Origin of the sequence: Halomonas sp. MCCC 1A11062 (assembly GCF_021404355.1) — a bacterium.
GTDB classification, from domain to species: domain Bacteria; phylum Pseudomonadota; class Gammaproteobacteria; order Pseudomonadales; family Halomonadaceae; genus Halomonas; species Halomonas aerodenitrificans.
Genome location: NZ_JABFTW010000004.1, coordinates 51302 through 75565, shown reverse-complemented (window position 1 = coordinate 75565; position 24264 = coordinate 51302). Strand labels below are relative to the sequence as shown.

At 64.6% G+C, this 24264-nt stretch carries 30 protein-coding genes; 12 read left to right on the top strand and 18 right to left on the bottom strand.

Annotation, left to right across the window (positions count from 1 at the left end):
* The first annotated feature begins 80 nt into the window (after window positions 1-80).
* From HOP58_RS05785 to HOP58_RS05770, 4 genes are read left to right on the top strand one after another with little or no spacing between them, the layout of a single operon-like run.
* The gene (locus HOP58_RS05785; RefSeq protein WP_010629152.1) at window positions 81-1850 is read left to right on the top strand and encodes a penicillin-binding protein activator; all 1770 of its coding nucleotides are present in this window, start codon (window positions 81-83) and stop codon (window positions 1848-1850) included.
* Window positions 1834-2202: a YraN family protein gene (locus HOP58_RS05780; protein ID WP_234259793.1), complete on the top strand. Its 369-nt coding sequence runs from the start codon at window positions 1834-1836 to the stop codon at window positions 2200-2202. Before HOP58_RS05785 ends, HOP58_RS05780 begins: the two co-directional genes overlap by 17 nt.
* 42 nt (window positions 2203-2244) lie before the next feature.
* On the top strand, window positions 2245-2838 hold the full coding sequence (locus HOP58_RS05775) for a phosphoheptose isomerase (RefSeq protein ID WP_010629154.1): 594 nt from the start codon (window positions 2245-2247) through the stop codon (window positions 2836-2838).
* Window positions 2839-2842: 4 nt separating this feature from the next.
* Window positions 2843-3421: a BON domain-containing protein gene (locus HOP58_RS05770; RefSeq protein WP_010629155.1), complete on the top strand. Its 579-nt coding sequence runs from the start codon at window positions 2843-2845 to the stop codon at window positions 3419-3421.
* Between the two features lie 105 nt (window positions 3422-3526).
* Here the strand turns inward: HOP58_RS05770 and HOP58_RS05765 are convergent, their stop codons facing one another.
* The 8 genes from HOP58_RS05765 to zapE all read right to left on the bottom strand — a co-directional run bounded on the left by HOP58_RS05765 (window position 3527) and on the right by zapE (window position 9854).
* Window positions 3527-3997 (bottom strand): ClpXP protease specificity-enhancing factor, encoded by a 471-nt coding sequence (locus HOP58_RS05765; protein ID WP_234253131.1) that lies wholly within the window; start codon window positions 3995-3997, stop codon window positions 3527-3529.
* A gap of 50 nt (window positions 3998-4047) precedes the next feature.
* Window positions 4048-4674 carry a stringent starvation protein SspA gene (sspA, locus tag HOP58_RS05760; protein ID WP_010629157.1) on the bottom strand — a complete coding sequence of 209 codons (627 nt, stop codon included), beginning with the start codon at window positions 4672-4674 and terminating at the stop codon, window positions 4048-4050.
* Window positions 4675-4827: 153 nt separating this feature from the next.
* Window positions 4828-5595 (bottom strand): cytochrome c1, encoded by a 768-nt coding sequence (locus HOP58_RS05755; protein ID WP_234253130.1) that lies wholly within the window; start codon window positions 5593-5595, stop codon window positions 4828-4830.
* Window positions 5595-6854: a cytochrome bc complex cytochrome b subunit gene (locus HOP58_RS05750; protein WP_010629159.1), complete on the bottom strand. Its 1260-nt coding sequence runs from the start codon at window positions 6852-6854 to the stop codon at window positions 5595-5597. Before HOP58_RS05750 ends, HOP58_RS05755 begins: the two co-directional genes overlap by 1 nt.
* Window positions 6854-7447, bottom strand: a complete 594-nt coding sequence (petA, locus tag HOP58_RS05745; protein ID WP_010629160.1) for a ubiquinol-cytochrome c reductase iron-sulfur subunit — start codon at window positions 7445-7447, stop codon at window positions 6854-6856. The genes HOP58_RS05750 and petA overlap by 1 nt, the downstream gene beginning before the upstream one ends.
* A 217-nt stretch (window positions 7448-7664) precedes the next feature.
* Window positions 7665-8054, bottom strand: coding sequence for a 30S ribosomal protein S9 (gene rpsI, locus HOP58_RS05740; protein ID WP_010629161.1), 390 nt, complete (start codon window positions 8052-8054; stop codon window positions 7665-7667).
* 13 nt (window positions 8055-8067) lie between these two features.
* Window positions 8068-8496, bottom strand: a complete 429-nt coding sequence (gene rplM / locus HOP58_RS05735) for a 50S ribosomal protein L13 (RefSeq protein WP_010629162.1) — start codon at window positions 8494-8496, stop codon at window positions 8068-8070.
* Window positions 8497-8669: 173 nt separating this feature from the next.
* The gene (gene zapE / locus HOP58_RS05730) at window positions 8670-9854 is read right to left on the bottom strand and encodes a cell division protein ZapE (RefSeq protein ID WP_234259792.1); all 1185 of its coding nucleotides are present in this window, start codon (window positions 9852-9854) and stop codon (window positions 8670-8672) included.
* A 215-nt stretch (window positions 9855-10069) separates the two neighbouring features.
* Between zapE and HOP58_RS05725 the strand changes: the two genes are divergently transcribed.
* Window positions 10070-10522: a DUF1043 family protein gene (locus HOP58_RS05725; RefSeq protein WP_010629164.1), complete on the top strand. Its 453-nt coding sequence runs from the start codon at window positions 10070-10072 to the stop codon at window positions 10520-10522.
* A 29-nt stretch (window positions 10523-10551) separates the two neighbouring features.
* On the opposite strand, the gene HOP58_RS05720 is transcribed toward HOP58_RS05725, so the two are convergent.
* The gene (locus HOP58_RS05720; protein WP_234253128.1) at window positions 10552-11313 is read right to left on the bottom strand and encodes a Nif3-like dinuclear metal center hexameric protein; all 762 of its coding nucleotides are present in this window, start codon (window positions 11311-11313) and stop codon (window positions 10552-10554) included.
* 98 nt (window positions 11314-11411) lie between these two features.
* Here HOP58_RS05720 and HOP58_RS05715 point away from each other — a divergent pair, with 98 nt between their 5' ends.
* A complete protein-coding gene (locus HOP58_RS05715; protein ID WP_010629166.1) occupies window positions 11412-12620 on the top strand; it encodes a Do family serine endopeptidase in 1209 nt (402 codons plus the stop codon).
* A gap of 59 nt (window positions 12621-12679) precedes the next feature.
* Here HOP58_RS05715 and hisD read toward each other — a convergent pair whose 3' ends face one another.
* The 9 genes from hisD to HOP58_RS05670 form a co-directional block, all read right to left on the bottom strand.
* Window positions 12680-14005: a histidinol dehydrogenase gene (gene hisD, locus HOP58_RS05710; RefSeq protein ID WP_234259791.1), complete on the bottom strand. Its 1326-nt coding sequence runs from the start codon at window positions 14003-14005 to the stop codon at window positions 12680-12682.
* Between the two features lie 43 nt (window positions 14006-14048).
* Complete coding sequence (gene hisG, locus HOP58_RS05705) at window positions 14049-14711, bottom strand: ATP phosphoribosyltransferase (RefSeq protein WP_010629168.1); 663 nt, start codon at window positions 14709-14711, stop codon at window positions 14049-14051.
* A gap of 41 nt (window positions 14712-14752) precedes the next feature.
* On the bottom strand, window positions 14753-16015 hold the full coding sequence (gene murA / locus HOP58_RS05700) for a UDP-N-acetylglucosamine 1-carboxyvinyltransferase (protein WP_234259790.1): 1263 nt from the start codon (window positions 16013-16015) through the stop codon (window positions 14753-14755).
* A 12-nt stretch (window positions 16016-16027) separates the two neighbouring features.
* On the bottom strand, window positions 16028-16297 hold the full coding sequence (locus HOP58_RS05695; protein WP_010629170.1) for a BolA family protein: 270 nt from the start codon (window positions 16295-16297) through the stop codon (window positions 16028-16030).
* A 142-nt stretch (window positions 16298-16439) separates the two neighbouring features.
* Window positions 16440-16766, bottom strand: a complete 327-nt coding sequence (locus HOP58_RS05690; protein WP_010629171.1) for an STAS domain-containing protein — start codon at window positions 16764-16766, stop codon at window positions 16440-16442.
* Window positions 16763-17365 carry an ABC transporter substrate-binding protein gene (locus HOP58_RS05685; RefSeq protein WP_234259902.1) on the bottom strand — a complete coding sequence of 201 codons (603 nt, stop codon included), beginning with the start codon at window positions 17363-17365 and terminating at the stop codon, window positions 16763-16765. Before HOP58_RS05685 ends, HOP58_RS05690 begins: the two co-directional genes overlap by 4 nt.
* Before the next feature lie 82 nt (window positions 17366-17447).
* Entirely contained in the window at window positions 17448-17912 is a 465-nt protein-coding gene (gene mlaD / locus HOP58_RS05680) for an outer membrane lipid asymmetry maintenance protein MlaD (RefSeq protein WP_010629173.1), read from the bottom strand.
* A gap of 37 nt (window positions 17913-17949) precedes the next feature.
* Window positions 17950-18732: a lipid asymmetry maintenance ABC transporter permease subunit MlaE gene (mlaE, locus tag HOP58_RS05675; RefSeq protein WP_010629174.1), complete on the bottom strand. Its 783-nt coding sequence runs from the start codon at window positions 18730-18732 to the stop codon at window positions 17950-17952.
* On the bottom strand, window positions 18729-19541 hold the full coding sequence (locus HOP58_RS05670; protein ID WP_010629175.1) for an ATP-binding cassette domain-containing protein: 813 nt from the start codon (window positions 19539-19541) through the stop codon (window positions 18729-18731). Before HOP58_RS05670 ends, mlaE begins: the two co-directional genes overlap by 4 nt.
* Window positions 19542-19682: 141 nt before the next feature.
* Between HOP58_RS05670 and HOP58_RS05665 the strand changes: the two genes are divergently transcribed.
* The 6 genes from HOP58_RS05665 to lptB all read left to right on the top strand — a co-directional run bounded on the left by HOP58_RS05665 (window position 19683) and on the right by lptB (window position 24150).
* Window positions 19683-20630, top strand: coding sequence for a calcium/sodium antiporter (locus HOP58_RS05665; RefSeq protein ID WP_234259789.1), 948 nt, complete (start codon window positions 19683-19685; stop codon window positions 20628-20630).
* A gap of 91 nt (window positions 20631-20721) precedes the next feature.
* Window positions 20722-21678, top strand: coding sequence for a KpsF/GutQ family sugar-phosphate isomerase (locus HOP58_RS05660; RefSeq protein WP_234259901.1), 957 nt, complete (start codon window positions 20722-20724; stop codon window positions 21676-21678).
* Between the two features lie 23 nt (window positions 21679-21701).
* Complete coding sequence (locus HOP58_RS05655) at window positions 21702-22259, top strand: HAD hydrolase family protein (RefSeq protein WP_234259788.1); 558 nt, start codon at window positions 21702-21704, stop codon at window positions 22257-22259.
* A 13-nt stretch (window positions 22260-22272) separates the two neighbouring features.
* Window positions 22273-22893, top strand: coding sequence for an LPS export ABC transporter periplasmic protein LptC (gene lptC / locus HOP58_RS05650; protein WP_234253126.1), 621 nt, complete (start codon window positions 22273-22275; stop codon window positions 22891-22893).
* A gap of 77 nt (window positions 22894-22970) precedes the next feature.
* The gene (gene lptA / locus HOP58_RS05645) at window positions 22971-23417 is read left to right on the top strand and encodes a lipopolysaccharide transport periplasmic protein LptA (protein ID WP_234253202.1); all 447 of its coding nucleotides are present in this window, start codon (window positions 22971-22973) and stop codon (window positions 23415-23417) included.
* A 7-nt stretch (window positions 23418-23424) separates the two neighbouring features.
* A complete protein-coding gene (lptB, locus tag HOP58_RS05640) occupies window positions 23425-24150 on the top strand; it encodes an LPS export ABC transporter ATP-binding protein (protein WP_010629181.1) in 726 nt (241 codons plus the stop codon).
* The last annotated feature ends 114 nt before the right edge of the window (window positions 24151-24264 follow it).

Below are 24264 nucleotides of genomic sequence, written 5' to 3'. Positions count from 1 at the left end.
CGGCCTTGGCCCGTGCGAGATGAAGGGTCGACTCCCGAGGCAGACGAACGCCGCTCCGAGCCCGAGACAAGGAAGGATTCATGCTAAAGATGCCCCGCGGCCTGCTGGCCACCGCGCTCCTCGCCCTCCTGGTGGCTGGCTGCGCTCCTCCCGGCATCGTCGAGCGAGCTCCCGTCGACGACCCCGAGCAGCTCCTGCGGCAGGCACAGCAGCAGGCACCCGAAGAGGCCGCGCGCAGCCGACTCGAAGCGGCCGACATCCTAGCACGCCAGGGGCAGCGCACCCAGGCACTGCAGATCTCCAGCGAGATCGACGACAGCCAGTTGCCCGCCGAATACCGGCTGCAGTGGGCCATGCTGCTGTCGGAGCTTGGCAACGAGCTCAACGAGCCCTGGGCGGTGATCCAGGCCGGGCAACTGCTCGACGAGATCGACTTCCCCCGCGATGCCGGCCTGATCCTGCGCGAGCGTCTGGGGCTGGCGCTTGGCCAGGTCGACGAACATCGCGCCGCCGCCGACATGCTGATGTACGTTCAGGCCCGCACCGAGCGTGAAGTACTCAACGATCCCATCTGGAACTCGCTCTCCCGGCTCGACGCCAGCGAACTGGCCAGCCTGCGCGAAGGCGCCGACGAACTGACCCTGGGCTGGCTGAGTCTTGCCAGCCTGGTGCGTGAAAGCGATGGCGACATCGAGCGCCTGCTGTCGAATCTGGAAACCTGGCGCGAGCGCAATGCCCGACACCCGGCAGCCCGCGACGTGCCCTCGGAGCTGCTCGCCCTGCGCGAACTGCGCGGCCGGGAAGTTCGCCACATTGCCGTCTTCCTTCCCGAATCGGGCCCGCTGAGCAGCGTCGCCGAGTCGATCCGCGCCGGCATGCGCATGCACCACATGCACAGCTCGGAGCGCAACGGCGGCCTGCGCCTCTCGTTCATCGACGCCAGTCACGGCAACCTCGATGCTCTCTACGCCGAAGCGCGCGACATCGGTGCCCAGGTGGTCATCGGCCCTCTCGACAAGGATGAGGTCACCGAACTCGAGAATCGCGACCGCGTACCGCTGCCGACACTGGCGCTCAATTACGGCCACGGCGACATGAACCAGGCGCAAGGCCTGTTTCAGTACGGATTGTCGGCAGAGGACGAAGCGCGCCAGGTAGCCCGTCGCGCCCGTGAGGACGGCCACCGTCGCGCTGCCATGATGGTACCCGACAACGAGTGGGGCACCCGGGTCGGCCGCGCCTTCCAGCAGGAGTGGAGCCGACTCGACGGCATCGTCACCAACGCCGTCACCTACGACCCCCGCGGCTCCGCCACCGAAAGCACTCGTCGGGCACTTTCCGGCGGCCGTCCGGACATGCTGTTCCTGCTGGCCTTGCCCAGCTACGCCCGCCAGGTTCCGCCGAATCTCGACTATATCGACGCCGCCAACCTGCCCATCTACGCCACCTCGCACCTGTACGAGGGGCGCCCGCAGCCGCTGCTGGACCACGACCTCGATGACGTCTTCTTCGTCGACATTCCCTGGCAGATCCCCGATGCAGCGGTCGGCGGCGTCGAGGCGCTACCTTACCTGGCCAGCTTCCAGGATCTGCGCGAAGACTCCGACCCCTCCACCTTCCGCCTGATGGCAATGGGCGTCGATGCCTATGAGCTGGCACGCAGGCTGCCCCAGTTCCAGTTGCTGCCAGAGAGCGAGCTGTTCGGCGCTACCGGCTTGCTGCTGCCAGGGCGTGACGGTCGCATCGAGCGCCGGCTGCCATGGGCACGCTTCGAGCGTGGCGTACCGCGCCCGATCCTGAGCTTCGAACTACTCGACGGCGACCTTCTCGACAATGGCCAGCTCAACTGATGCCCGGGCCCGCGGCGCTCGTGTCGAGCGCCTGGGTGCCGAATGGCTTGTGGGCAGAGGGCTCAAGCTCATCGCCAGCAACCAGCAGTTCAAGGGCGGTGAGCTCGATCTGGTGATGAGCGACGGCGAGACACTGGTCTTCGTGGAGGTGCGTCATCGCGCCGACACCCGCCACGGCCATCCTCTCGAGACCGTCACCCGGGCCAAGCAGCGCAGGCTGGTCCATGCCGCGCGTTTTTATCTGGCCCGCAACCGGCTATCATGTCCCTGCCGTTTCGACGTGCTGGCAGTGACCGGCACCCCGCCCTTGCTTGATTTCGAATGGGTGCAGGGCGCTTTCGAAGCGTTCTGACCACCAGCTCGTACCATGTCCCGCGACCAGGACTTTGACAGAATGGACTATCAGCAACGCATACTCGGCCACTTCAACGCCAGCATCGATACCAAGACCTATGCCAGCGAGGTGCTACCTCCCTTCATCGAGGTAGCCAGCCAGATGATGGTTCAATGCCTGGTCAACGAAGGCAAGATCCTGGCCTGCGGCAATGGCGGCAGCGCCGGTGACAGCCAGCACTTCTCCTCCGAGCTGCTCAACCGCTTCGAGCGTGAGCGGCCCAGCCTGCCGGCCCTGGCATTGACTACCGATACTTCGACGCTGACCTCCATCGCCAACGACTATAGCTACAGCGAAGTCTTCTCCAAGCAGGTGAGAGCCTTGGGGCAGCCCGGCGACATCCTGCTCGCCATCTCCACCAGCGGCAACTCGGGTAACGTCATCCAGGCCATACAGGCCGCCCACGACCGCGACATGGCCGTCGTCGCCCTCACCGGTCGCGACGGCGGCGACATGGCTTCCCTGCTGGGTCAGGACGACTGCGAAATCCGCGTTCCTGCCACTTCAACGGCACGCATCCAGGAAGTTCATCTCTTGGTGATACACTGCCTGTGCGACCTCATCGATGAACAACTCTTCGGTACCAGCGAGTAATCCCATGACCTCGACAAGACTGATCGCCACCCTTCTGACCGCACTGGCCATTACCCTTGCCGGTTGCACCACCGTCACCGGCGTCGCCAACCCCGGCACCATCGACGAGAACTACGGCAAGCGCACCCTGGGCGCCCAGGTGGAAGACGAGAGCATCGAGACCAAGATCGCTCACAACCTGCGCCGCACCGATGCACGGCTCGGCGATGCGCGCATCAACGTCGACAGCTACAACGGCATCGTACTGCTCACCGGCCAGGTGCCCAGCGAAGAGCTGAAACAGCGCGCCAGCGAAGTGGCCCTCGAGGTCCGAAACGTGCGCGACGTGCACAACGAGCTGTCGGTGTCTGCCAACCTGCCGGCAAGCCAGCGTCTGTCCGATACCTGGATCAATACCCGTATCCGCACCACCCTGGCCGCCGATCAGAGCATCGACACCAGCCGACTGCGCTTCGTGACCGAGAACGCCACGGTCTACATCATGGGCATCGTCAGAAGAGCCGAATCAGACCGCATCGTCAACGCCGTTGCCGATGTCGGCGGCATCCAGCGCATCGTCAAGGTCTTCGACTACCTCGATTGATACCACACGCTGCTCGCATCGAAACGCAGAACGGCAGGCCCATGGCCTGCCGTTCTGCGTTTCTGCTCATTCGCGTCACATCGACGTGTGACGCATGTCACGCAATCACTTGATCACGCGCAGCGACGGACGCTTGCGAGAAGGCTTCTTGCCTGCAGGACCGGACTCAGAGGTGGAGCCTTCGCCCTCCCTTTCGGGTGTGTCGATGCCGCTGAGCTCGGGCTTGGCGTCGGTGGCCGACTCCTCCCCCTGCGGCATCGGCATGGCGGGCTCGTGACCGAAGACCATCCCCACGCCATTCTCCTTGGCGTAGATCGCCACCAGCGCCGGCATCGGCACCACCACTTGCATTGGCTGCCCGCCAAAGCGTGCATGAAAGCGGATGGCATCGTTCTCGATGTGCAGGTCACGTACGGCGGTCGGCCCGACATTCAGCACGATCTGACCGTTCTGCACGAACTGACGAGGTACGCTGACGCCCGGCTGCTCGGCATCCACCACGATGTAGGGCGTTTGCTCATTGTCCAGAAGCCACTCATAGAGCCCTCTGGCAAGATAGGGACGGCTCGACAACATGGGTTCTGCCCTCCTCCATTGTGGCGGCGTCGGCCAGGCCGACGCCTGGTTCAGGTGCGCATTTCGCGCTCGTTCTCGCTCAATGACGATACGAAGGAGTCACGCTCGAACAGGCGTTCCATGTAGGTCACGAGCGGCTTCACCTGCTTTTCCGGCAGCTCGATACCAAGCACGGGGAGACGCCAGAGGATCGGTGCAATACAGCAGTCCACCAGCGAGAACTCCTCGCTCATGAAGAACGGAACGTCCTCGAAGATCGGCGAAATGCCGACCAGGCTTTCGCGCAGCTCCTTGCGCGCCTTTTCCACGTCCTTCTTGGCGCCGCTCTCGATCTGTTCGACGAGCGGGCACCACTCACGCTCGATGCGATGCATCCAGAGACGACTTTGTGCCCGCGCGACGGGATAGACCGGCAGCAACGGCGGATGAGGAAAGCGCTCGTCAAGGTACTCCATCATGACCTTGGATTCGTAGAGCACCAGATCGCGATCGACCAGGGTCGGCACGCTATTGTAGGGATTCATGTCGGCGAGCTCCTCGGGGCGCTGATCGCCGCTAACCTCGAGAATATCGACCGCCACGCCCTTCTCGGCGAGCACAATGCGCACGCGATGACTGAAGTGGTCATCGCTTCCCGAATAGAAGATCATCGATGACCGCTTGGCCACTACACCCATGTAACAATCCTCGCATCAATTCGAACCCGCATGATAGCACGACACCCCGAGCTCGGGGGCGTGCCATGCAATGCGGACTCAGAAGAACACACAGGGGGCGCATGACCCGATAGCCATACGCCCCCTGCGGCACAACCTGCCGATTCAATCGAATCAGTGAATGTCGCGCCAGTACTCACGCTTGAGCAGGTACGCCAGCACACCGAAGATGAAGATGAAGATCAGCACCTTCGGACCCAGCACCTGCGCCTGCAGCTTGGAGGGCTCGCCCACGTAAGCCAGGAAGTTGGTCAGATCGTAGACCGCCTCTCTGAACTCGTCCGGCTCCATGCTGCCGGGGCGAGTCACCTGGAGCACGTCGCAGGACTGATACTTGCCGGTCAGCGGATCGAGCTCGGCGCCTTCGATGGGACGATCGGTCTGAGCGCAGACCTTCTCCTGAACGCCCTGCAGCGGCTCGAGCACGTTGGGCATGGCCACCATGTCGAAGACCTCGTTGTTGACCCCGTTGGGACGGTCAGGGTCGCGATAGAAGGTCAGCAGGTAGGAGTAGATCCAGTCGGCCCCGCGCAGACGGCCGTGCAGCGTCAGATCCGGCGCTGCCGCACCGAACCAGCTGTCGCCGTCGGCACGGGTCATGGCCGTGAGCATCTGGTCGTTGTAGGCCAGATCGGCAGAGAAGATCAGATTCTCTTCGACCAGGTCCTGAGGCATGCCGAAGTCTTCGGCGGCACGCGCGAAGCGCTGATGCTCCAGAGAGTGACAGCCCATGCAGTAGTTGACGTAGAGCTGCATGCCACGCTGCAGTGACGCCTCGTTACGCAGATCCGGCGTCATCGAATACGGCACGTCGGGCATCGGCGCCGCCATGGCAGCGAAGGGCACCAGCGCGAAGAGCAGTGCGAACAGTTGCTTTTTCATTAGCCAGTCACCCTCTCCGGAACGGGTTTGGTCTTCTCCATCCTGGTGTAGAACGGCATCAGCAGGAAGAAGGCGAAGTAGATCACCGTGCACAACTGCGCCACGATCGTACGCAGCTGCGTGGCCGGCAGCGCGCCGAGAACGCCCAGGACCACGAAGCTGATGGCGAACAGCGCCAGCGCGATGCGCGACAGCCAGCCCTTGTAGCGCATGGAGTTCACCGGGCTACGATCGAGCCACGGCAGGACGAACAGCACGGCGATGGCGCCACCCATGAAGACCACACCGAGGAACTCGGCCTGCAGAGGCCCAATGTCGAAGGTGATGGCTCGCAGAATCGCGTAGAAGGGCGTGAAGTACCACACCGGCGCGATATGGTCTGGCGTCACCATCGGGTTGGCCGGCTCGAAGTTCGGCCGCTCGAGGAAGTAACCGCCACCCTCGGGGAAGTAGAAGATCACCGCCGCGAAGACGAACAGGAACACGGCCACGCCGAACACGTCCTTGACGGTGTAGTACGGATGGAACGGAATACCGTCCAGCGGCTTGCCGCTCTCGTCCTTCTTGGCCTTGATGTCGATGCCGTCGGGGTTGTTCGAACCCACCTCGTGCAGGGCGATCAGGTGCAGCACCACCAATGCCAGAATCACGATGGGCAACGCCACCACGTGCAGGGCGAAGAAGCGGTTGAGCGTGATACCGGAGATGAGATAATCGCCACGAATCCACTGGGCCAGGTCGGGACCGACGAAGGGTATGGTGGCAAACAGCGAGATGATGACCTGAGCACCCCAGTAGGACATCTGACCCCAGGGCAGCAGGTAACCCATGAAGGCTTCCGCCATCAGCAGCAGATAGATGGCCATGCCGAAGATCCACACCAGCTCGCGCGGCGCCTTGTAGGATCCGTACAGCAGGGCGCGGAACATGTGCAGGTAGATCACCACGAAGAAGGCCGAAGCCCCGGTGGAGTGCATGTAGCGGATCAGCCAGCCATACTCCACGTCGCGCATGATGTACTCGACGGAAGCGAAGGCCCCCTCACCGGAAGGGTTGTAGCTCATGGTGAGCCAGACACCGGTGAGAATCTGGTTGACCAGCACCAGCAGTGCCAGCGAACCGAAGAAGTACCAGAAGTTGAAATTCCTGGGCGCGTAATATTGACTCAGATGATCTTGCCACATTTGCGTGGCGGGAAAGCGATCGTCCACCCAGCGCATGAAGCCGCTTTCCGCCTTGACCCGATTCGGATTACCCATCACGCAGTCTCCTGATCTTCGCCGATGATAATGATATCGTCGGTTTCAAAGCGGTATGGCGGCACCTCGAGATTGGCCGGCGCCGGCACGTTGCGGAATACCCGGCCCGCGAGGTCGAAGTAGGAGCCGTGGCAGGGGCAGAAGTAACCGCCCGGCCAGGCTGTCATGTCGACATCGTCCGGACTGGGGCGGAAAAGCGGCGAGCAGCCCAGATGGGTACAGATGCCGATCAATACGGAAATCTCGGGCCTGATGGAGCGCAGCGGCCCTGATACGTACGCAGGCTGCTGCTGCACTTGAGAATCGGGGTCGGCCAGGCGTGCAGGATCGAAGTTCTCGGTGCGCTCGATCATGTCGGGGGTGCGCATGACGATCCATACCGGACGTCCACGCCACTCCACGGTCATGCGCTGCCCAGGCTCGAGCTTGGAAATGTCCGCTTGAACCGGCGCACCGGCCGCCCTTGCCCTGGCACTCGGCTGCCAGGAAGCCACAAAGGGAACCGCCACTCCCACGGCACCCACCGCCCCTACGACGGTGGTGGCACCCAGGAGCAGTCGGCGCCGCCCTTTGTTCACGCCGTTGTCTGCCATCTTCTGGTTTCTCCCATCAGCTTACCCGTTGATACCGCACGGATTGAATTCCGCTACCACGGATACTAAAAATCCGATACATATTAAGGAATCGGGCCGCTTCGCACAAGACGAAGCGGCCCTGACCAAGGTGGAATTCTTTTTGCAATCTCTTGAATTAAAAAATAAAAAAACCCGGGCATTGGCCCGGGCTTTTTCGCCAGCGACTGAGTAAAAATCAGCGCTTGGAGAACTGCGGACGACGGCGCGCCTTGCGCAGGCCGACCTTCTTACGCTCCACCTGGCGAGCGTCACGAGTGACGTAGCCGGCGGCACGCAGAGCCGGACGGAAGTCCTCGTTGTACTCCATCAGAGCACGGGTGATGCCGTGACGAATGGCGCCGGCCTGAGCGGAACCGCCGCCACCCTTGACGGTGACGAAGACATCGAACTGACCGGTGGTCTCGGTCAGCTCGAGGGGCTGACGCACCACCATGCGGCCGGTAACGCGACCGAAATACTGATCCAGCTCACGATCGTTGACGGTGATCTTGCCGGTGCCCGGCTTGAGGAAAACACGGGCTGTGGAAGTCTTGCGGCGCCCGGTACCGTAATACTGCTGTGCCATGGTGATGATCCCCTCAGATGTTCAGTTCTTGCGGCTGCTGGGCGGCGTGCGGGTGCTCGGCGCCGGCGTAGACCTTGAGCTTGGTGTACATGGCGCGCCCCAGCGGACCCTTCGGCAGCATGCCCTTGACGGCAGACTCGATCACGCGCTCGGGAGCGTGCGCAATCATCTTCTCGAAGTTCATGGAGCGCAGGCCACCCGGGTAACCGGTGTGACGGTAATAAGTCTTGGCCTTGGCCTTGTTGCCGGTGACCTTCACCTTCTCGGCGTTGATCACGACGATATAGTCGCCGGTATCCACGTGAGGGGTGAACTCGGGCTTGTGCTTGCCGCGCAGGCGACGAGCGATTTCGGTAGCCAGACGGCCGAGCGTCTTGTCCGCCGCGTCGACGACATACCAGTCGCGCTGCACGGACTGCGGCTTAGCAGTGAACGTTTTCATGGAGAAATCACCACAAAATCAAACAAGTGTATTGGACCCAGCGCAACGAAGTGCGGACAGGATCATCCCTATTTTTCTTGGTTGTCGCCTCGTTAGGAAGCGACAACGGTCGAGGAGCGCGTATTCTACATGAACTGCGCCCCCTGTTTAAAGCACTATCGCCACCATGGAGCTCACGGCTTGTGCGCCAGGGCCAGGTATTCGTGGGACTGCATCTCCTGCAGCCGCGACAGGGTACGCTGGAACTCGAATTCCAGGCGTCCGTCGGCATACAGTGCCTCGGCGGGCACCTCGGCCGACATCAGCAGCTTGACCCCACGGTCGTAGAACTCGTCCACCATGTTGATGAAGCGTCGTGCCTGGTCGTCGGTGGCCGCACTCATGCGCGTCACGTTGGAAACCAGCACGGTATGAAATTCGCGAGCCAGCTCGATGTAGTCGTTCTGGCTGCGCGGCCCGTCGCACAGCTCACGGAACTCGAACCAGACCACATCCTCATGCAGCCGGCGGGCGCGCAGAATACGATGATTGACTTCGATCGGCACGTCGGTTTCGCCGGCATGCCCGGCAACCTCACGAAAGCTGCGAGCGAGCTCACTCTCTGCCGCCTCGTCCAGGGGCGCATGGAAAATCTCGGCGCGCTTCAGGGCGCGCAGACGGTAATCGATGCCCGAGTCGACGTTGACCACCCGGCAGTGCCGCTTGATCAGGTCGATGGCCGGCAGGAAGCGTGCGCGCTGCAATCCATCCTTGTACAGCTCGTCGGGCACGATGTTGGACGTCGCCACCAGCACCACGCCGCGCTCGAACAGCGCCTCGAGCAGATTGGCCAGGATCATGGCGTCGGTGATGTCCTTGACGAAGAACTCGTCGAAGCAGATCACCCTGGCCTCGGCGGCGAACTTGCCGGCAATCAGGGTCAGCGGATTCTTCTCCCCCTTGTAGTGCTCGAGCTCGTTGTGCACCCGCTGCATGAAGCGGTGAAAATGGGTGCGCATCTTGTCGGGAAACGGCAGGGAGGCATGAAAGGTATCGACGAGATAGGTCTTGCCGCGCCCGACCCCACCCCAGAAGTAGAGCCCCTGGATGGCCGGCAGCGCCGGCTGTGGCGACACCTTGTCGCGCTTGCCGAACAGGCCGGCCATCTTGGACTTCAGCCCGCGACCGGTGGTCACCGAGAGCGGCTCGGTCCTGGGCGAAGCCACCAGCTGGTCGTATAGCCGCTGCAGATGCTCTACCGCCTGCTCCTGAGCCGGGTCGAAGTGGAAGTCATCGCGCTCGAGGTCGGCCCGGTAACGCGCCAGCGGCGTGCCGGCAGCAGCCGAGCGGTTCTCCGTTTGAGGCACGGTCGCGCACATGGAAGTTTCCTTGGTGATCTCTGCTCATGGCGTTTCAGGCAACGCATTATACGCATCGCCGCCAGCGTGCGAAGCAAAAACGCCCGCTCGCGGCAGACCGATGATCGTTGACCCGCCAACAGCCAACGCTTCTATAATGGGCCAGCCAGACAAGTCTCGTGCGCCGAACCGGTCAGACCTCTGGCAGCGGCGTGTATCAGCATCAGGAGAATTTCGTGGATTACGGCAATGTGAACTGGATCGTGGCTATCGTCAGCCTGCTGGCCGGCCTCGGCATCGGCGCCTTTGGCTATCGCATGCTCGCCACCTCATCGACCCAGCTGCAGGAGCTGCGACGCCAGCTGGCCGAACGTGAGCGCGAGCTGGGCGTGGTGCGGGAGGGCCTGGACGAGCACTTCAGCCAGGTGAGCATGATGGTGAGCAACATCCAGCGCGAGATGCGCACCCTCGAGCATCGCCTGACCGAAGATGCCAGCACGCTGAACTGCGAGCCGGTGAAGAGCCGGCAGCTCAAGGCTGCCGACCAGCCGGCCCTGACCGGCGCAGAGAGCGACGAGATACCGGCCCCCCGCGACTATGCCGACGGCTCCGGCGGCACCCTGTCGGAAGATTTCGGCCTGAAATCCAACCAGGACAAGAGCGAGCTGCCTCAGCCGCCCCGCTACTGACCGCCGCCACCGGGGTTAGCGTTATCCCGTCAGGCGGGGTTGTCGATATCGACGAAGCGATGCTCGACCCCGAACTCCCGAGCGATCCAGGCTCCCAGTGCCTGGACGCCATAGCGCTCGGTGGCGTGATGGCCAGCTGCCAGATAGTGGATCCCGAGTTCACGCGCGAGATGCGTGGTGCGCTCGGAGATCTCGCCGGAGACGAAGGCATCGGCCCCGGCTTCCCAGGCCTGGGTGATCATGTCCTGCGCCCCGCCGGTGCACCAGGCCACACGCCGAATCGCATGCCCACCGGGCGCCTCGATGAGCAGCGGCTCGCGCCCCAACCGCTCTCCGACTTGGCGCGCCAGCGCAGCCGGCGTCGCGGCTTGCGGCAAGCCGCCAAGCCACACCAACCCCTGCCCCAGCTCACCGTCGGCGCAGCCGTCCACCTGAAAGCCGAGCAGCCGGCCCAGCTCGGCGTTGTTGCCGAGCTCGGCATGGGCATCGAGCGGCAGGTGGTAAGCCAGCAGGTTGATGTCGTTGAGCAGCAGCGTGCGGATGCGCTGCTGCTTGATACCGGTGATCGGCACCGGTTCGTTCTTCCAGAAATAGCCGTGATGCACCAGCAGCAGATCGGCACCCCACGCCACCGCCTCGTCGAGCAGCGCCTGACAGGCCGTGACGCCACTCATCACACGCCGCACCTCTTCACGCCCCGCCACCTGGAGTCCGTTGACGGTGTAATCCTTGAAGGCGGCCGCAGCGAGCAAGGTATCGCAGGCCCGCACCAGGTCGTTACGCAAAATCATCGTGCCTCCCGGACAGCGCTTCGAAGTCGATGTTACAATTACGTCATTGTAACGACTGAGCGGGGTACCATCGACCACCGCCGACCAGGAAACGCCGCATGCGACGTTCTCTCATAGCCTACGCCCTACCCGTTCTCATCGGTGTGCTGCTGGCCATCGTGCTGCTGAATACCTTTCCCCAGCTACTCCAAGGCCCCTCGGCACCGCAAACGCCTGCCCAGCCAAGCCAACCCGCGGCAGTACAACCGCAGACACGCCCGGCCCCCGAGCTGCAGCAAGCCGCCCCGCTTTCGCGCCAGCAGGGCCCGGTGAGCTATTCAGAGGCCGTGGAGAAGGCGGCCCCGGCCGTGGTCAACATCTACTCTACGCGGGTGGTGGCGCGCGAGGAGCATCCGCTGATGTCGGACCCGTTCTTCCGTCAGTTCTTCGGCGACGACCTGCCCACCCAACAGCGCCTGCTGTCGAGCCTCGGTTCGGGCGTCATCGTCAGCGAGGACGGCTATGTGCTGACCAACCATCACGTCATCGACGGCGCCGACGAGATTCAGGTGGCTCTGCGCGACGGCAGGGAAACCCTGGCGGAGGTGATCGGCACCGACCCCGAGAGCGACCTGGCCGTGTTGCGTATCGAGCTGGACAACCTGCCGGTGATCGAGATCTCCGATACCAACGACGTGGCGGTGGGCGACATCGCCATGGCTATCGGCAACCCCTTCGGCGTGGGCCAGACGGTGACCATGGGCATCATCAGTGCCACGGGGCGCAGCCACCTCGGCCTGAGCGCCTACGAGGACTTCATCCAGACCGATGCCGCCATCAACCCGGGCAACTCGGGCGGCGCACTGGTCAATGCCGAAGGCGCGCTGGTCGGTATCAATACCGCCATCTTCTCGCGCACGGGCGGCTCCCAGGGGGTCGGCTTCGCCATCCCCATGCGGCTGGCCAGCACCATCCTGGACGATCTGGTGACACAGGGGCGGGTCATCCGCGGCTGGCTGGGCGTCGAAGCCCAGGAAATGACCCAGGACCTGGCCGCCTCCTTCGGCCTGGTGGCGCCGCGCGGCGTGGTCATCTCCGGCGTCGTTCCCGAGGGGCCCGCGGCGGAGGCCGGCCTGCGGCCCGGCGACGTCCTGCTCGAGGTCGATGGACGCCCCATCCTCGATGCGCGTGCCGCCATGAGCGATATCGCCGCCATACAGCCAGGCGCGACCCTGCCGCTGACGCTGGTGCGCAGCGGCGAGACCTTCACCGTCGATCTGGAGGTGGGCGAGCGCCCGCTCCCGCCGAGCCGGCGCCCCGAGCGCTGAGGGGTCGCGGCTGATGCGATGCCCCAGCGCCCTTGGACTGGGACGCGCCAGGCTCCTTGCTAGCGACCCTTGATGCGATACTCGGCAGAGCGTGCATGGGCCGTCAGCGACTCACCCCGCGCCAGCACCGACGCCACGCGACCCAGCGTCGACGCCCCCGCCTCCGAGCAGTGAATGATCGAAGAGCGCTTCTGGAAATCGTAGACTCCCAGCGGCGAGGAGAAGCGCGCCGTACCGGAGGTCGGCAGCACGTGGTTGGGGCCGGCGCAGTAGTCGCCCAGCGCCTCGGCCGTGTAGCGCCCCATGAAGATGGCACCGGCGTGGCGCACCTGCGGCAGCATTGCCTCGGGGTCGGCCAGGGAGAGCTCCAGGTGCTCCGGGGCGATGCGATTGATCAGTTGCACGGCCTCGTCGCGGTCACGACAGTGAATCAACGCACCACGCCGCGCCAGCGACTCGCGCACGATCGCCTCACGCTCCAGGGTCGGCAGCAGGCGCGCGATGGCCGCCTCGACCTGATCCAGATGGGACTCGTCCCAGCTCACCAGCAGCGCCTGGGCGTCCTCGTCATGCTCGGCCTGGGAGAACAGGTCCATGGCCAACCAGTCGGGATCGGTGCCACCGTCGGAGACGACCAGGATCTCCGACGGCCCGGCGATCATGTCGATACCCACCTGGCCGAACACCGCCCGCTTGGCGGTAGCCACGTAGATGTTGCCCGGCCCCACGATCTTGTCGACCCGCGGCACGCTCTCGGTGCCGTAGGCCAGCGCCGCCACCGCCTGGGCGCCGCCGATGGTGAAGACGTGGTCCACGCCGGCGAGGTGGGCTGCCGCCAGCACCAGCTCATTGAGCACGCCGTCGGGGGTCGGCACCACCATGACGATTTCACGCACCCCTGCCACGTGAGCCGGAATGGCGTTCATCAATACCGACGAGGGATAGGCTGCCTTGCCCCCAGGCACGTAGATACCGGCACGATCGAGCGGCGTCACCTGCTGGCCCAGCACGCTACCGTCGGCTTCGGTGTAAGACCAGGAGCTCGGTTTCTGGCGCTCGTGATACACGCGAATGCGCTCGGCGGCCTGGGCCAGGGCGTCGCGCTGCGCATCCGGCAGTCCGCGATAGGCCTGCTCCAGCCTGTCGGCCCCCAGGGTAAGCTCGGCCATGCTGCCCACCGACAGACGATCGAAGCGCTGGGTGTACTCCACCAATGCCGCATCGCCACGCTCCTTCACCGCGGCGATGATCTCTGCCACCCGCCCCTGAACCTCGGCATCGGACACGCCCTCCCAGGCCAGCAGCGCGTCGAGACGGGCGTCGAAGTCGCCGTCGCGGGTGGAAAGGCGGGCCAGGTCGACGGATCCTGCCAGGGTTTCGCTCATGTTCGCATTCGCCTCCTAGAAGAGATGTGGTCTTGTTCGCGGCTCAGCCGGCGGGAAGCTCTGCCGCCGGACGGCGCCGCTCCACCGCCTGGGAGAGGCGTGCAAGCAACGGCTTGAGGCGTTCGTGCTTCATGGTCATGGCGGCCTTGTTGACGACCAGCCGCGTGCTGATCGGCGCGATCAGCTCCCGTGGCGACATGCCGTTGGCGCGCAGGGTATTGCCGGTATCGACGATGTCGACGATCTCGTCGGCCAGATTCATCAGCGGTGCCAGCTCCATCGCCCCGTAGAGTTTGATGACCTCCGCCTGGATGCCCTGCTCGGCGTAGTAGCGGCGCGCCACGTTGACGAACTTGGTCGCCACCCGCCGGCGCGCGCGGGCCGGCTTGGCACCGTCGATGCCGGCGGTCATCAGCTTGCACTTGGCGATTTCCAGATCGAGCGGCTCGTAGAGCCCTTCGGCACCGTGCTCGAGCAGCACGTCCTTGCCCGCCACGCCGAGATCGGCGGCCCCCATCTGCACGTAGGTCGGCACGTCGGTGGCGCGGATGATCACCAGCTTGACGTCGTCGAGGTTGGTGTCGAACAGCAGCTTGCGGCTCTTGCTCAGGTCCTCGGCCGGCACGATGCCGGCATCCGCCAGCAGCGGCAGGGTCTCGTCGAGAATACGGCCCTTCGACAGGGCCAGAATCAGTTGCTTGCTCATGCTCTCGCCTATGGTCAACGCTGGTCGAATCGCCTGCCCGCTCAGCCGGGGATACGACGAATCCGGGCGCCCAGCAGCTGCAGCTTCTCTTCGATGCACTCGTAGCCGCGATCGATGTGGTAGATGCGATCGACCAGGGTCTCGCCCTCGGCCATCATGGCTGCGATCACCAGCGAGGCCGACGCCCGCAGGTCGGTCGCCATCACCGGTGCGCCGGAGAGGTGCTCGACCCCGGTGATCATGGCGGTATTGCCCTCGAGCGCGATCTTCGCCCCCATGCGGTTCAGTTCCTGAACGTGCATGAAGCGATTCTCGAAGATGGTCTCGACCACGCGTGAGGTGCCGTCGGCAACCGCATTGAGCGCGACGAACTGAGCCTGCATGTCGGTCGGGAAGCCCGGGTACGGCGCGGTACGAATGTTAACCGGCCGTGGGCGGCGCCCTTCCATGTCGAGCTCGATCCAGCCGTCGCCGTGAGCGATCTTCGCCCCGGCCTCCTCCAGCTTGGCCAGCACCGAATCGAGAATGTCGGCGCGGGTGTTGCGCACCCGTACCCGCCCTCGCGACAGGGCGGCGGCGACCAGGAAGGTGCCGGTCTCGATACGGTCGGGCATGACGTCATGATAGGCGCCATGCAAGCGCTCGACGCCTTCGATGACGATGTTGTTGCTGCCATGGCCGCTGATCTTGGCGCCCATCTTGATCAGACACTCGGCCAGATCCACCACCTCGGGCTCGCGGGCCGCGTTCTCCAGCACCGTGGTGCCCTCGGCCAGCGTTGCGGCCATCAGCAGGTTCTCGGTGCCGGTGACGGTCACGGTATCGAAGAAGATGGTGGCGCCCTTGAGCCGGCCGTCGACGCGGGCGCGCACGTAACCGCCTTCGACACGGATCTCCGCCCCCATCGCCTCGAGGCCGCGGATGTGCAGGTCTACCGGACGCGAGCCGATGGCACAGCCGCCCGGCAGCGAGACGTCGGCGTGACCGAAGTGCGCCAGCAGAGGCCCGAGCACCAAGATGGAAGCGCGCATCTTCTTGACCAGCTCATAGGGAGCATGGCAATCGCGCACCTGGGAGCCGTCAAGCTGAATGGTCATCTTCTCGCCCATCACCGGCTCGACGCCCATGCGCCCGAGCAGCTCGAGGGTGGTGGTGATGTCCTGAAGATGCGGCAGGTTACCGATGGTCACTGGCTCGTCGGCCAGCAGGGTAGCGCAAAGGATAGGCAGCGCCGCGTTCTTGGCACCGCTGGCCCAGACCTCGCCGTCGACGGGCCCGTTGCCGGTAATGATCAGCTTGTCCATGTATCTCGACCGTCAGGCACCCTGGCCGGGTGAAGCCACGTTCTCAGGCGCACTAGCCCACTGCGCCGGCGTATAGGTCTTGATGCTTACGGCATGTACGGCACCGGAGGCGATCTCTTCGGAGAGCGCTCCATAGATCAGCTGCTGGCGCTTGACCGGGGACAGGCCAGCGAAGACCTCGCCCACGGCGATGACCTGGAAATTGCAGCCCTCGCCCTGGATGTAAAAATCGCAATCCTCGAGGCGCGCCTCGAGCAGCGCCTTGATGTCACTGGGTTGCATGAAAAGCGAAACTCCTGTGGGACGAATGGAGCGGCACGCGGCCCCAAACGGGGCCACGGCCAGGAACAAGAATCCCTACATGGTAAAGAAAAGCATCGCGCTTGGCGATGCCGGGTACAGACCCTGCAGGCCGAGCCCAGCTTTAGGGGGCCAGCGGCAGGAGCTCGTCGAGCCCCGCCACCCGGGTGAGCCGGGCCAGCGGAGCGGAAAGCCGAACCTCGCGAATCTTGACGCCGGCACGGCGAGATTGGCGCGTCCACTCGAGCAGCACGCTCACGGCCGCGCTGCTCACCCGCTCGACGCCGCTCAGATCGAGCACGATGCGGGTTCCTGCGGGCTGCCCAGCGATCCAGGCGCTACCGGCCTCGGCCAGCGGTGCGGCAATGTCGAAATCGACGTCGCCGCTGACGGCCAGCCCTTCCGGGCCAGCCTCGAGCTCAATACCGCCGCGCTCGAGCAGACGGCTCATGCATCACCACCCTGCTCCAGCTCCTCGGTGGCGATTTCCGGCGACCAGGAAGCGATCACCGCATCGTAATCTCGGCCGTGATCACGCATGGCCTGATCGAACTGATTGCGGAAGGTCAGGCCCAGATTGATGCCGTTGACGATGACGTTGACCACCTTCCACTGGCCGTCGGTCAGGCGCAGCGTGTAGCTGACCGGATAGACGGTGCCATCCATCGCCACCACTTCCATGGAGACCGACGCCTGATCCTCGTGGCGCGGCGGACGCTGGCTGTCGAGCACGCGCAGCTCACGATAGTCGAAGGTCACCAGGCCCTTGGTATAGGTATCGATCAGGGTCTGACGAAATACGTTGGCGAAGCGCGAACGCTGCTGAGGGGTGGCATTCTGGAAATAGCGACCCATCACGCTGGCACCGATGTAGCGAAAATCGGCGATGTCATCGAGATTCTCGTCCACCAGCGCCTTCAGCTCGTCCATGTTGTTGGCGTAGTAGTCCCGACGCCCCTCGATCTGCCCCATCAGGTCGTCGACGCTGTAGCGGATGACCTGCTCGGGGCTGCGCTCGGGTGCCGCCGCTGCGGCCAGGCTGGTGAGCATCAGGCACAGGCCCAGCAATACGCGGTGAAAAAGAGTGAAAGGGGATGTCATCTGAGTCATGGCTGGACCTCATCAAATAAAATCAATCGCTGACCATATTGGACACGAACTGCTGAATCAGTTCCTCCAGTACCAGAGCCGATTGCGTATCGCGGATGGTGTCGCCATCGACGAGCATCTCCGGGTCACCGCCGACGGTGAGTCCGATGTACTGCTCGCCCAGCAGGCCCGCCGTCAGGATGGCTGCCGTGGTATCCCGCGCCAGCCTCCCTTCCAGCTCGGCGTCGAGCTCGAGAATGACCCGGGCATCGTACCAGTCGCGGTCGAGTTCGATGGCAGTGACCCGCCCTACCGTCACCCCCGACATGGTGACTCGTGCACGTGGCTTAAGGCTGCCGATGTTGGCAAAGTTGGCCTCCAGCCGGAAGGTGTCGCCCGGCATGTTGAAGGTCAGCCCGCTGACCCTCAGCCCCAGGAACAGCAACCCCAGGATACCGGCCAGCATGAACAGGCCAACCCCCAGCTCCATTGTCTTGCTGCGCTTCATCCTGCCTCTCCATCGCGCGATAGACGCCGCTCAACCATCAGGAAAATCCTCCGAACATCACCGCCGTAAGAACGAAATCGAGGCCCAATACGGCCAGGGACGAGTAGACCACCGTGCGCGTGGTGGCGCGGGATATGCCTTCTGCGGTCGGCACCAGGTCGTAGCCTTGGAACACCGCGATCCAGGTCACCACCAGGGCGAACACCATGCTTTTGATCATGCCGTTGCCGACATCGCCGATGAAGGCGACGCTGGACTGCATGCCGCCCCAGTAGGAGCCCTCGAACACGCCCAGCCACTCGACCCCGACCAGATAGCCGCCGTAGATGCCGATCACGCTGAAACCGATGGTCAGCAGCGGCAGGGCCACGAAGCCGGCCCACAGCCGGGGCGCCACCACCCGGCGCAGCGGATCGACGCCGATCATCTCCATGCTGGTGAGCTGCTCGGTGGCTTTCATCAGGCCGATCTCGGCGGTCAGCGCCGAGCCGGCACGACCGGCGAATAGCAGGGCCGCCACCACCGGTGACAGCTCGCGCAGCAGCGACAGCGCCACCATCTGGCCCAGTGCCTGCTCGGCTCCGAAGTCGACCAGGATGGTATAGCCCTGCAGCGCCAGCACCATGCCGATGAACAGACCGGAAACCAGCACGATGGCGATCGACAGCACGCCGACGAAGTGCATCTGCCGCAACCAGAGATACCAACCCTCGCGGGAAGGGACGCCGACCGCCGACTGGGCCAGGAACAGCCCTGAGCGACCCAGCGCCTCGAGCACGTCGCAGCCGCGACGCCCCAGATTCAAGATGTGTGCGATCACGGCCGCCCCTCCAGGTCGAGGATATCGCGGAAGTACTCGGGGGCCGGATAGTGGAAGGGCACGGGGCCGTCCGGCTCGCCGTGCACGAACTGACTGACCCGCCGGTCCTCGTCCACATCCAGGCTGGCGGGAGTACCCTGCGCCATCACCTGACCGTCGGCGATGACATAGACATAGTCGGCGATGGAAAGTGCCTCGGGAATGTCGTGGGACACCACCACGGAGGTCAGCCCCAGCGCGTCGTTGAGGGTCTTGATCAGCTGCACCAGCACGCCCTTGGAGATCGGGTCCTGCCCGACGAAGGGCTCGTCGTAAAGCACCAGGTCGGGGTCCAGCGCAATGGCGCGGGCCAGGGCGACACGGCGGGCCATGCCGCCCGACAGCTCGGAGGGCATCAGCTCACGCGCCCCACGCAGCCCGACGGCCTGCAGCTTCATCAGCACCAGGTCGCGGATCATCGCTTCGGGCAGCTCGGTGTGCACGCGCAGCGGAAACGCCACGTTCTCGAAAACGCTGAGATCGGAGAACAGCGCACCGCTCTGAAACAGCATGCCCATGCGACGGCGCAGGGTGAACAGCGCCTTGCGCGACAGCCCATGCACGTCCTGTCCGTCGATCAGGACGCGACCGACATCGGGCGTGAGCTGGCCGCCGATCAGCTTGAGCAGCGTGGTCTTGCCGGTGCCGCTGGGCCCCATGATGGCGGTGATCCTGCCGCGAGGAATCTGCAGTTCGACGCCGCTGAAGATGGTCTTTTCACCGCGGGAAAAGTGCAGGCCCTTCACCTCCACGAGGGGGGATTCGATCATGCTGCAAGATCCAAGAAAGAATTATCGAACATCGTATCCTAATCATGCCGCCCGGCGCCAGCCTGCACGTCCTGTCGCTTGCACCCGAGCCACCGAAGACGTCTAATGTGCCACCTCGTATCCTAGCTGCGACCCTTCATCATGCTGCTGCCTGCCATCGCGATCGCCCTGGGCCTTGCCGTGCTCGTATGGAGCGCCGACCGCTTCGTCAATGCCGCTGCCGCCACGGCAAGCCGTACCGGGCTGAGCGCCATGCTGATCGGCATGACCGTGGTGGCGTTGGGCACCTCGGCCCCCGAGATGGTGGTGGCGATCTTTGCCGCCCTGGATGGCCTGCCCGATCTGGCCACGGGCAACGCCCTGGGCTCCAACATTGCCAATATCGGTCTGGTACTGGGCATGACCGCCCTGATTCGCCCGATCCCGATACGCTTTTCCATGGTCCGGCGTGAATTGCCCCTGCTACTGGGTGCTACCGGCCTGGCCGGCTATGCCCTGGCCAACGGTATCCTGGGGCGCTTCGACGCGCTGTTCCTGGGCCTGCTGCTGATCTTCAGCCTGTGGTGGCTGCTGCGTGCCGATACCCCCGACGCTCCGGCTGACGACGGCATCCCCGAAATGACCCTCAGGCGCGCCTTGCTGTGGCTGGCTTTCACTCTCATCCTGCTGGCACTCGGCTCGCGCACCCTGGTGTGGGGTGCTAGCGAGCTGGCCCGCGGCCTGGGTATCAGCGAACTGATCATCGGCCTCACCGTGGTGGCAATAGGCACCAGCCTGCCTGAACTCGCGGCCTGCATTGCCAGTGCCATCAAGCGACATCACGACCTGGCCATCGGCAACGTGATCGGCTCCAACCTGTTCAACCTGTTGGCCGTGCTGCCGATTCCCGGCCTGTTGGCGCCTGGCCCGATCGACCCCGCCGCCGCCAACCGAGACTTTCCGATCATGCTGCTGCTGACCCTCGGCATGGGCATGCTCCTGCTGTGGTTCCGCCACGGCCGGCTCGGGCGGCTACCCGGCATGCTCTTCCTGGGCATCTATCTGGTCTATCTGACCTGGCTGGCCGCGGCAACCAGCGGTGCCACTTGAGCGATTCCCCGCAAAGGACAACAATCAGCGCATGACCAACGACACCTCAACGCCGACAATCGAGAACGTCCCAGCGGAAGGGGACTCGCCCATGCGGGCTAGCGCCCGTCGCACCCTGCAGATCGAGGAGCAGGCCATTGCCGCGCTGGCCGGACGGCTCGACAGCCACTTCGACCGCGCCTGCGAGCTGATGCTCGCCTGCCAGGGCCGCGTCGTGGTAACCGGCATGGGCAAATCCGGTCACATTGCCGGCAAGATTGCCGCCACCCTGGCCAGCACTGGAACCCCCGCCTTCTTCGTACACCCCGGCGAAGCCAGCCATGGCGACCTGGGCATGATCACCCCGGGCGACGTGGTGCTGGCCCTGTCGAATTCCGGTGAGACGGCGGAAGTCACCGCCCTGCTACCACTGCTCAAGCGCATCGGCACACCGCTGGTGAGCATGACGGGACGCCCCGACTCGACCCTGGCCCGCCACGCCGATGCCCACCTCCACGCCGGGGTCGAACGCGAGGCATGCCCGCTCGACCTGGCACCGACCGCCTCCACCACCGCCGCCCTGGCACTGGGCGATGCGCTGGCGGTGGCGCTGCTCGAGGCACGCGGTTTCACCGCCGAGGACTTCGCCCTCTCCCACCCCGGCGGCAGCCTGGGCAAGCGCCTGCTGCTGCGGGTTGGCGATCTGATGCATCAGGGCGACCGGCTGCCCCGCGTGCCGCTGGGCAGCCCGCTGCGCGACGCCCTGCTCGAGATCACCCGCCAGGGACTCGGCTTCACCTGCGTCGTCGACGAGCAGAATCGTCTGATCGGTGTCTATACCGACGGCGATCTGCGCCGCACCCTCGATCAGCACCAGGATCTCAGCCGGCTGACGGTGGACGACGTCATGACCCGTCCCGGCAAGCGCATCAGCGCCGACCTACTGGCGGCCGAAGCGGTGCGCATGATGGAAGACAACCTGATCACGGCGCTGGCCGTGGTCGATGACGATGGTCACCCGATCGGTGCCCTGCACATGCACGACCTGCTGCGAAGCGGCGTGATCTGAATTCACTCTGACAAGGAGAGCCCATGGCGCTCGCCACCTCGACCCTCGACCCGCGTCTGCTCGACCGCTTGCGCAAGATCCGCCTGCTCGCCCTGGACGTGGATGGCGTGCTCACCGACGGTCGGCTTTATTTCCAGGCCGACGGCGTGGAGATCAAGGCGTTCCACACTCAGGACGGCCTGGGCATCAAGCTGCTGCGCCGCGCCGGGCTACAGGTCGCCTTCATCACTGGCAGGGAGTCACCCATGGTCAGCCATCGCGCCGCCGCACTGGGCGTCGATCATGTCTTTCAGGGCTGCGAAGACAAGCTCACCACTCTCCGCGAACTCTGCAATCGCAAAGGCATCGAGCTCGAGCAGGTCGCCTTCTGCGGCGATGACCTGCCCGACCTGGCGCCCATCCAGCGCGCAGGTGTCGGCATTACCGTGCCCGGCGCCCCGCCCTACATCCGCGCCCTAGCCGATCACGTGACCGAGCGCAGCGGCGGCCATGGCGCAGTGCGCGAGATCTGCGACCTGCTGCTCGAGGCGCAGGGACATCGCGACGCCCTGATCGACACCTACCTGCACGGCAAGCGCTGAGGTCGCCCCGCCGATGCTGCGTCGTCTGCCGCGCCCCTCGTTCCGTATCTGGCTGTTTCTGCTGCTGCTGGCTCTGGGCGGCCTGATCACCTGGCTGGACCCATGGCGGCCCCCACCCCCCGGCCCGGTACCCACCGACGAAGCCGGCGAGCCCGACTACTTCCTGGAGCAGGCCCGCCTGACACGCTTCGATTTCGAAGGCCGCGCTCATCAGCGGCTGGAGAGCCCGCGCCTGGTACACACCCCCCACGACGACGTGACACGTGCCGTCACGCCGCTGGCGCACCTGATCGACCGCGAAGGACGACAGTGGGTGGCGAACAGCCAGGAGGGGCGGCTCGGCCCGGGCGGCAACCCGCTGACCTTGACCGGCGACGCACGGCTCTTCGCCCCCGAGGAGCGCTGGCAACTCGATACCGAGGTGCTGCACTACGACGCCAATGTCGGACACGCCTGGAGCGATACGCCGGCGCTGCTGCAGCAACCGCCGCAGCACATGCGCGGCGAACGCTTCGACGTCTGGATCCATGACAACCGGGCACGATTGACCGACAATGTGCGCGGCTATCATCCCCCGGAAGGCGCTCAGCCGGGACAGGCCGACCCCGTCACCCTGGAGGAACTCACGCCATGAAGCGACGCAAGCTTCCAACGCCACGCATGCTGCTCACCCTGGCATTGATCGGCCTGGCATGGAGCCCTGCCGCGAGCATGGCCCAGCAGCGCGACGCCGACCAGCCCATCCATATCGAGGCCGACCGGCTCGATCTCGACGATGTCGCCGGCACGGCGGTCTACACCGGCGACGTGGACATTCGCCAGGGCACCATGCGTATCACCGGCGACCGCGTCGAGCTCCGGCGCAACGCGGCCGGAGAGTTGTCACGCGCCACGGCCCGCGGCGAGCGCGCCTACCTCGAACAGCAGCCCGACCCCGATCAGCCCGTGGTCCGCGGCTGGGGACGTACCGTCATCTATCACGCGGCCGAACGCCGCGTCGAACTGATCGACCGCGCCGAGCTGCACCAGGGTGGGGACACCTTCGATGGCGGCTATCTCGAGTACTTCCTCGACCGTCGCGTGGTTCAGGCCCGCGCCGAGAGCGAAGGCGTCGAAGGACGCCAACGCATTCGCATGACCCTGCAGCCGGAGCGCTGAGATGGCGATGAAGACCCTGCACGCCCGTCACCTGGCGAAAAGCTACAAGCGCCGGCGCGTGGTGCACGACATCAGTCTCTCCATCGAACAGGGCTGCGTGGTGGGGCTGCTCGGCCCCAACGGAGCCGGCAAGACCACCTCGTTCTACATGATCGTGGGGCTGGTCAAGGCCGATGCCGGCAACGTCTGCATCGACGATCTAGATCTTTCGAAGAGTGCCATGCACGAGCGCGCCAAGGCGGGCATCGGCTACCTGCCTCAGGAAGCTTCGATCTTCCGCAAGCTCTCGGTGGCCGACAACATCATGGCAATCCTGGAAACACGCAAGGACCTGGATCGTCAGGGGCGTCAGCAGCGCCTGGAGCAGCTGCTGGAGGACTTTCACGTCACGCACATCCGCGACAACCTGGGCATGAGCCTGTCCGGGGGTGAGCGGCGGCGAGTGGAAATCGCTCGGGCGCTGGCCACCGAGCCGGCCTTCATTCTGCTGGACGAGCCCTTTGCCGGGGTCGACCCGATCTCGGTGGGCGAGATCAAGGGCATCATCCGCCAGCTGAAGGCCCGCGACATCGGCGTGCTGATCACCGATCACAACGTTCGCGAGACGCTGGACATCTGCGATTCGGCCTATATCGTCGGCGACGGCCAGATCATCGCGGAAGGTGACGCCGAAGCCATCCTGGCCAACCGGCGCGTGCGCGAAGTCTATCTCGGCGAGGACTTCCGGCTATAGCGCTCTCGCGCCCATAACGCATTCTTCGCCGACAAGCAAGAATCTGATCTTAAATTAAAAGCTTCTAACAGGCATGAATATTGCCGATGGCATGCTTATTGCAGCCTCGAGCTC

Bases quoted from the DNA above. Each gene is read 5' to 3' on its own strand.
- HOP58_RS05695 (WP_010629170.1), bottom strand. From the start codon at position 16,297: ATGCAACCCAGTGACATCAAGGCGCTGCTCGAGGCGCGCCTCGAGGAT.
- HOP58_RS05670 (WP_010629175.1), bottom strand. From the start codon at position 19,541: ATGATCGAATCCCCCCTCGTGGAGGTGAAGGGCCTGCACTTTTCCCGC.
- HOP58_RS05775 (WP_010629154.1), top strand. From the start codon at position 2,245: ATGGACTATCAGCAACGCATACTCGGCCACTTCAACGCCAGCATCGAT.
- sspA (WP_010629157.1), bottom strand. From the start codon at position 4,674: ATGGGTGTAGTGGCCAAGCGGTCATCGATGATCTTCTATTCGGGAAGC.
- HOP58_RS05720 (WP_234253128.1), bottom strand. From the start codon at position 11,313: ATGATTTTGCGTAACGACCTGGTGCGGGCCTGCGATACCTTGCTCGCT.
- HOP58_RS05715 (WP_010629166.1), top strand. From the start codon at position 11,412: ATGCGACGTTCTCTCATAGCCTACGCCCTACCCGTTCTCATCGGTGTG.
- HOP58_RS05765 (WP_234253131.1), bottom strand. From the start codon at position 3,997: ATGTTGTCGAGCCGTCCCTATCTTGCCAGAGGGCTCTATGAGTGGCTT.
- mlaD (WP_010629173.1), bottom strand. From the start codon at position 17,912: ATGAAGCGCAGCAAGACAATGGAGCTGGGGGTTGGCCTGTTCATGCTG.
- lptA (WP_234253202.1), top strand. From the start codon at position 22,971: ATGGCCCAGCAGCGCGACGCCGACCAGCCCATCCATATCGAGGCCGAC.
- rpsI (WP_010629161.1), bottom strand. From the start codon at position 8,054: ATGGCACAGCAGTATTACGGTACCGGGCGCCGCAAGACTTCCACAGCC.
- HOP58_RS05660 (WP_234259901.1), top strand. From the start codon at position 20,722: ATGCGGGCTAGCGCCCGTCGCACCCTGCAGATCGAGGAGCAGGCCATT.
- lptC (WP_234253126.1), top strand. From the start codon at position 22,273: ATGCTGCGTCGTCTGCCGCGCCCCTCGTTCCGTATCTGGCTGTTTCTG.
- rplM (WP_010629162.1), bottom strand. From the start codon at position 8,496: ATGAAAACGTTCACTGCTAAGCCGCAGTCCGTGCAGCGCGACTGGTAT.
- HOP58_RS05690 (WP_010629171.1), bottom strand. From the start codon at position 16,766: ATGAGCCGTCTGCTCGAGCGCGGCGGTATTGAGCTCGAGGCTGGCCCG.
- zapE (WP_234259792.1), bottom strand. From the start codon at position 9,854: ATGTGCGCGACCGTGCCTCAAACGGAGAACCGCTCGGCTGCTGCCGGC.
- lptB (WP_010629181.1), top strand. From the start codon at position 23,425: ATGAAGACCCTGCACGCCCGTCACCTGGCGAAAAGCTACAAGCGCCGG.
- HOP58_RS05655 (WP_234259788.1), top strand. From the start codon at position 21,702: ATGGCGCTCGCCACCTCGACCCTCGACCCGCGTCTGCTCGACCGCTTG.
- hisD (WP_234259791.1), bottom strand. From the start codon at position 14,005: ATGAGCGAAACCCTGGCAGGATCCGTCGACCTGGCCCGCCTTTCCACC.
- HOP58_RS05665 (WP_234259789.1), top strand. From the start codon at position 19,683: ATGCTGCTGCCTGCCATCGCGATCGCCCTGGGCCTTGCCGTGCTCGTA.
- HOP58_RS05780 (WP_234259793.1), top strand. From the start codon at position 1,834: ATGGCCAGCTCAACTGATGCCCGGGCCCGCGGCGCTCGTGTCGAGCGC.
- HOP58_RS05770 (WP_010629155.1), top strand. From the start codon at position 2,843: ATGACCTCGACAAGACTGATCGCCACCCTTCTGACCGCACTGGCCATT.
- hisG (WP_010629168.1), bottom strand. From the start codon at position 14,711: ATGAGCAAGCAACTGATTCTGGCCCTGTCGAAGGGCCGTATTCTCGAC.
- murA (WP_234259790.1), bottom strand. From the start codon at position 16,015: ATGGACAAGCTGATCATTACCGGCAACGGGCCCGTCGACGGCGAGGTC.
- petA (WP_010629160.1), bottom strand. From the start codon at position 7,447: ATGGCAGACAACGGCGTGAACAAAGGGCGGCGCCGACTGCTCCTGGGT.
- HOP58_RS05685 (WP_234259902.1), bottom strand. From the start codon at position 17,365: ATGCTCACCAGCCTGGCCGCAGCGGCGGCACCCGAGCGCAGCCCCGAG.
- HOP58_RS05750 (WP_010629159.1), bottom strand. From the start codon at position 6,854: ATGGGTAATCCGAATCGGGTCAAGGCGGAAAGCGGCTTCATGCGCTGG.
- HOP58_RS05755 (WP_234253130.1), bottom strand. From the start codon at position 5,595: ATGAAAAAGCAACTGTTCGCACTGCTCTTCGCGCTGGTGCCCTTCGCT.
- HOP58_RS05785 (WP_010629152.1), top strand. From the start codon at position 81: ATGCTAAAGATGCCCCGCGGCCTGCTGGCCACCGCGCTCCTCGCCCTC.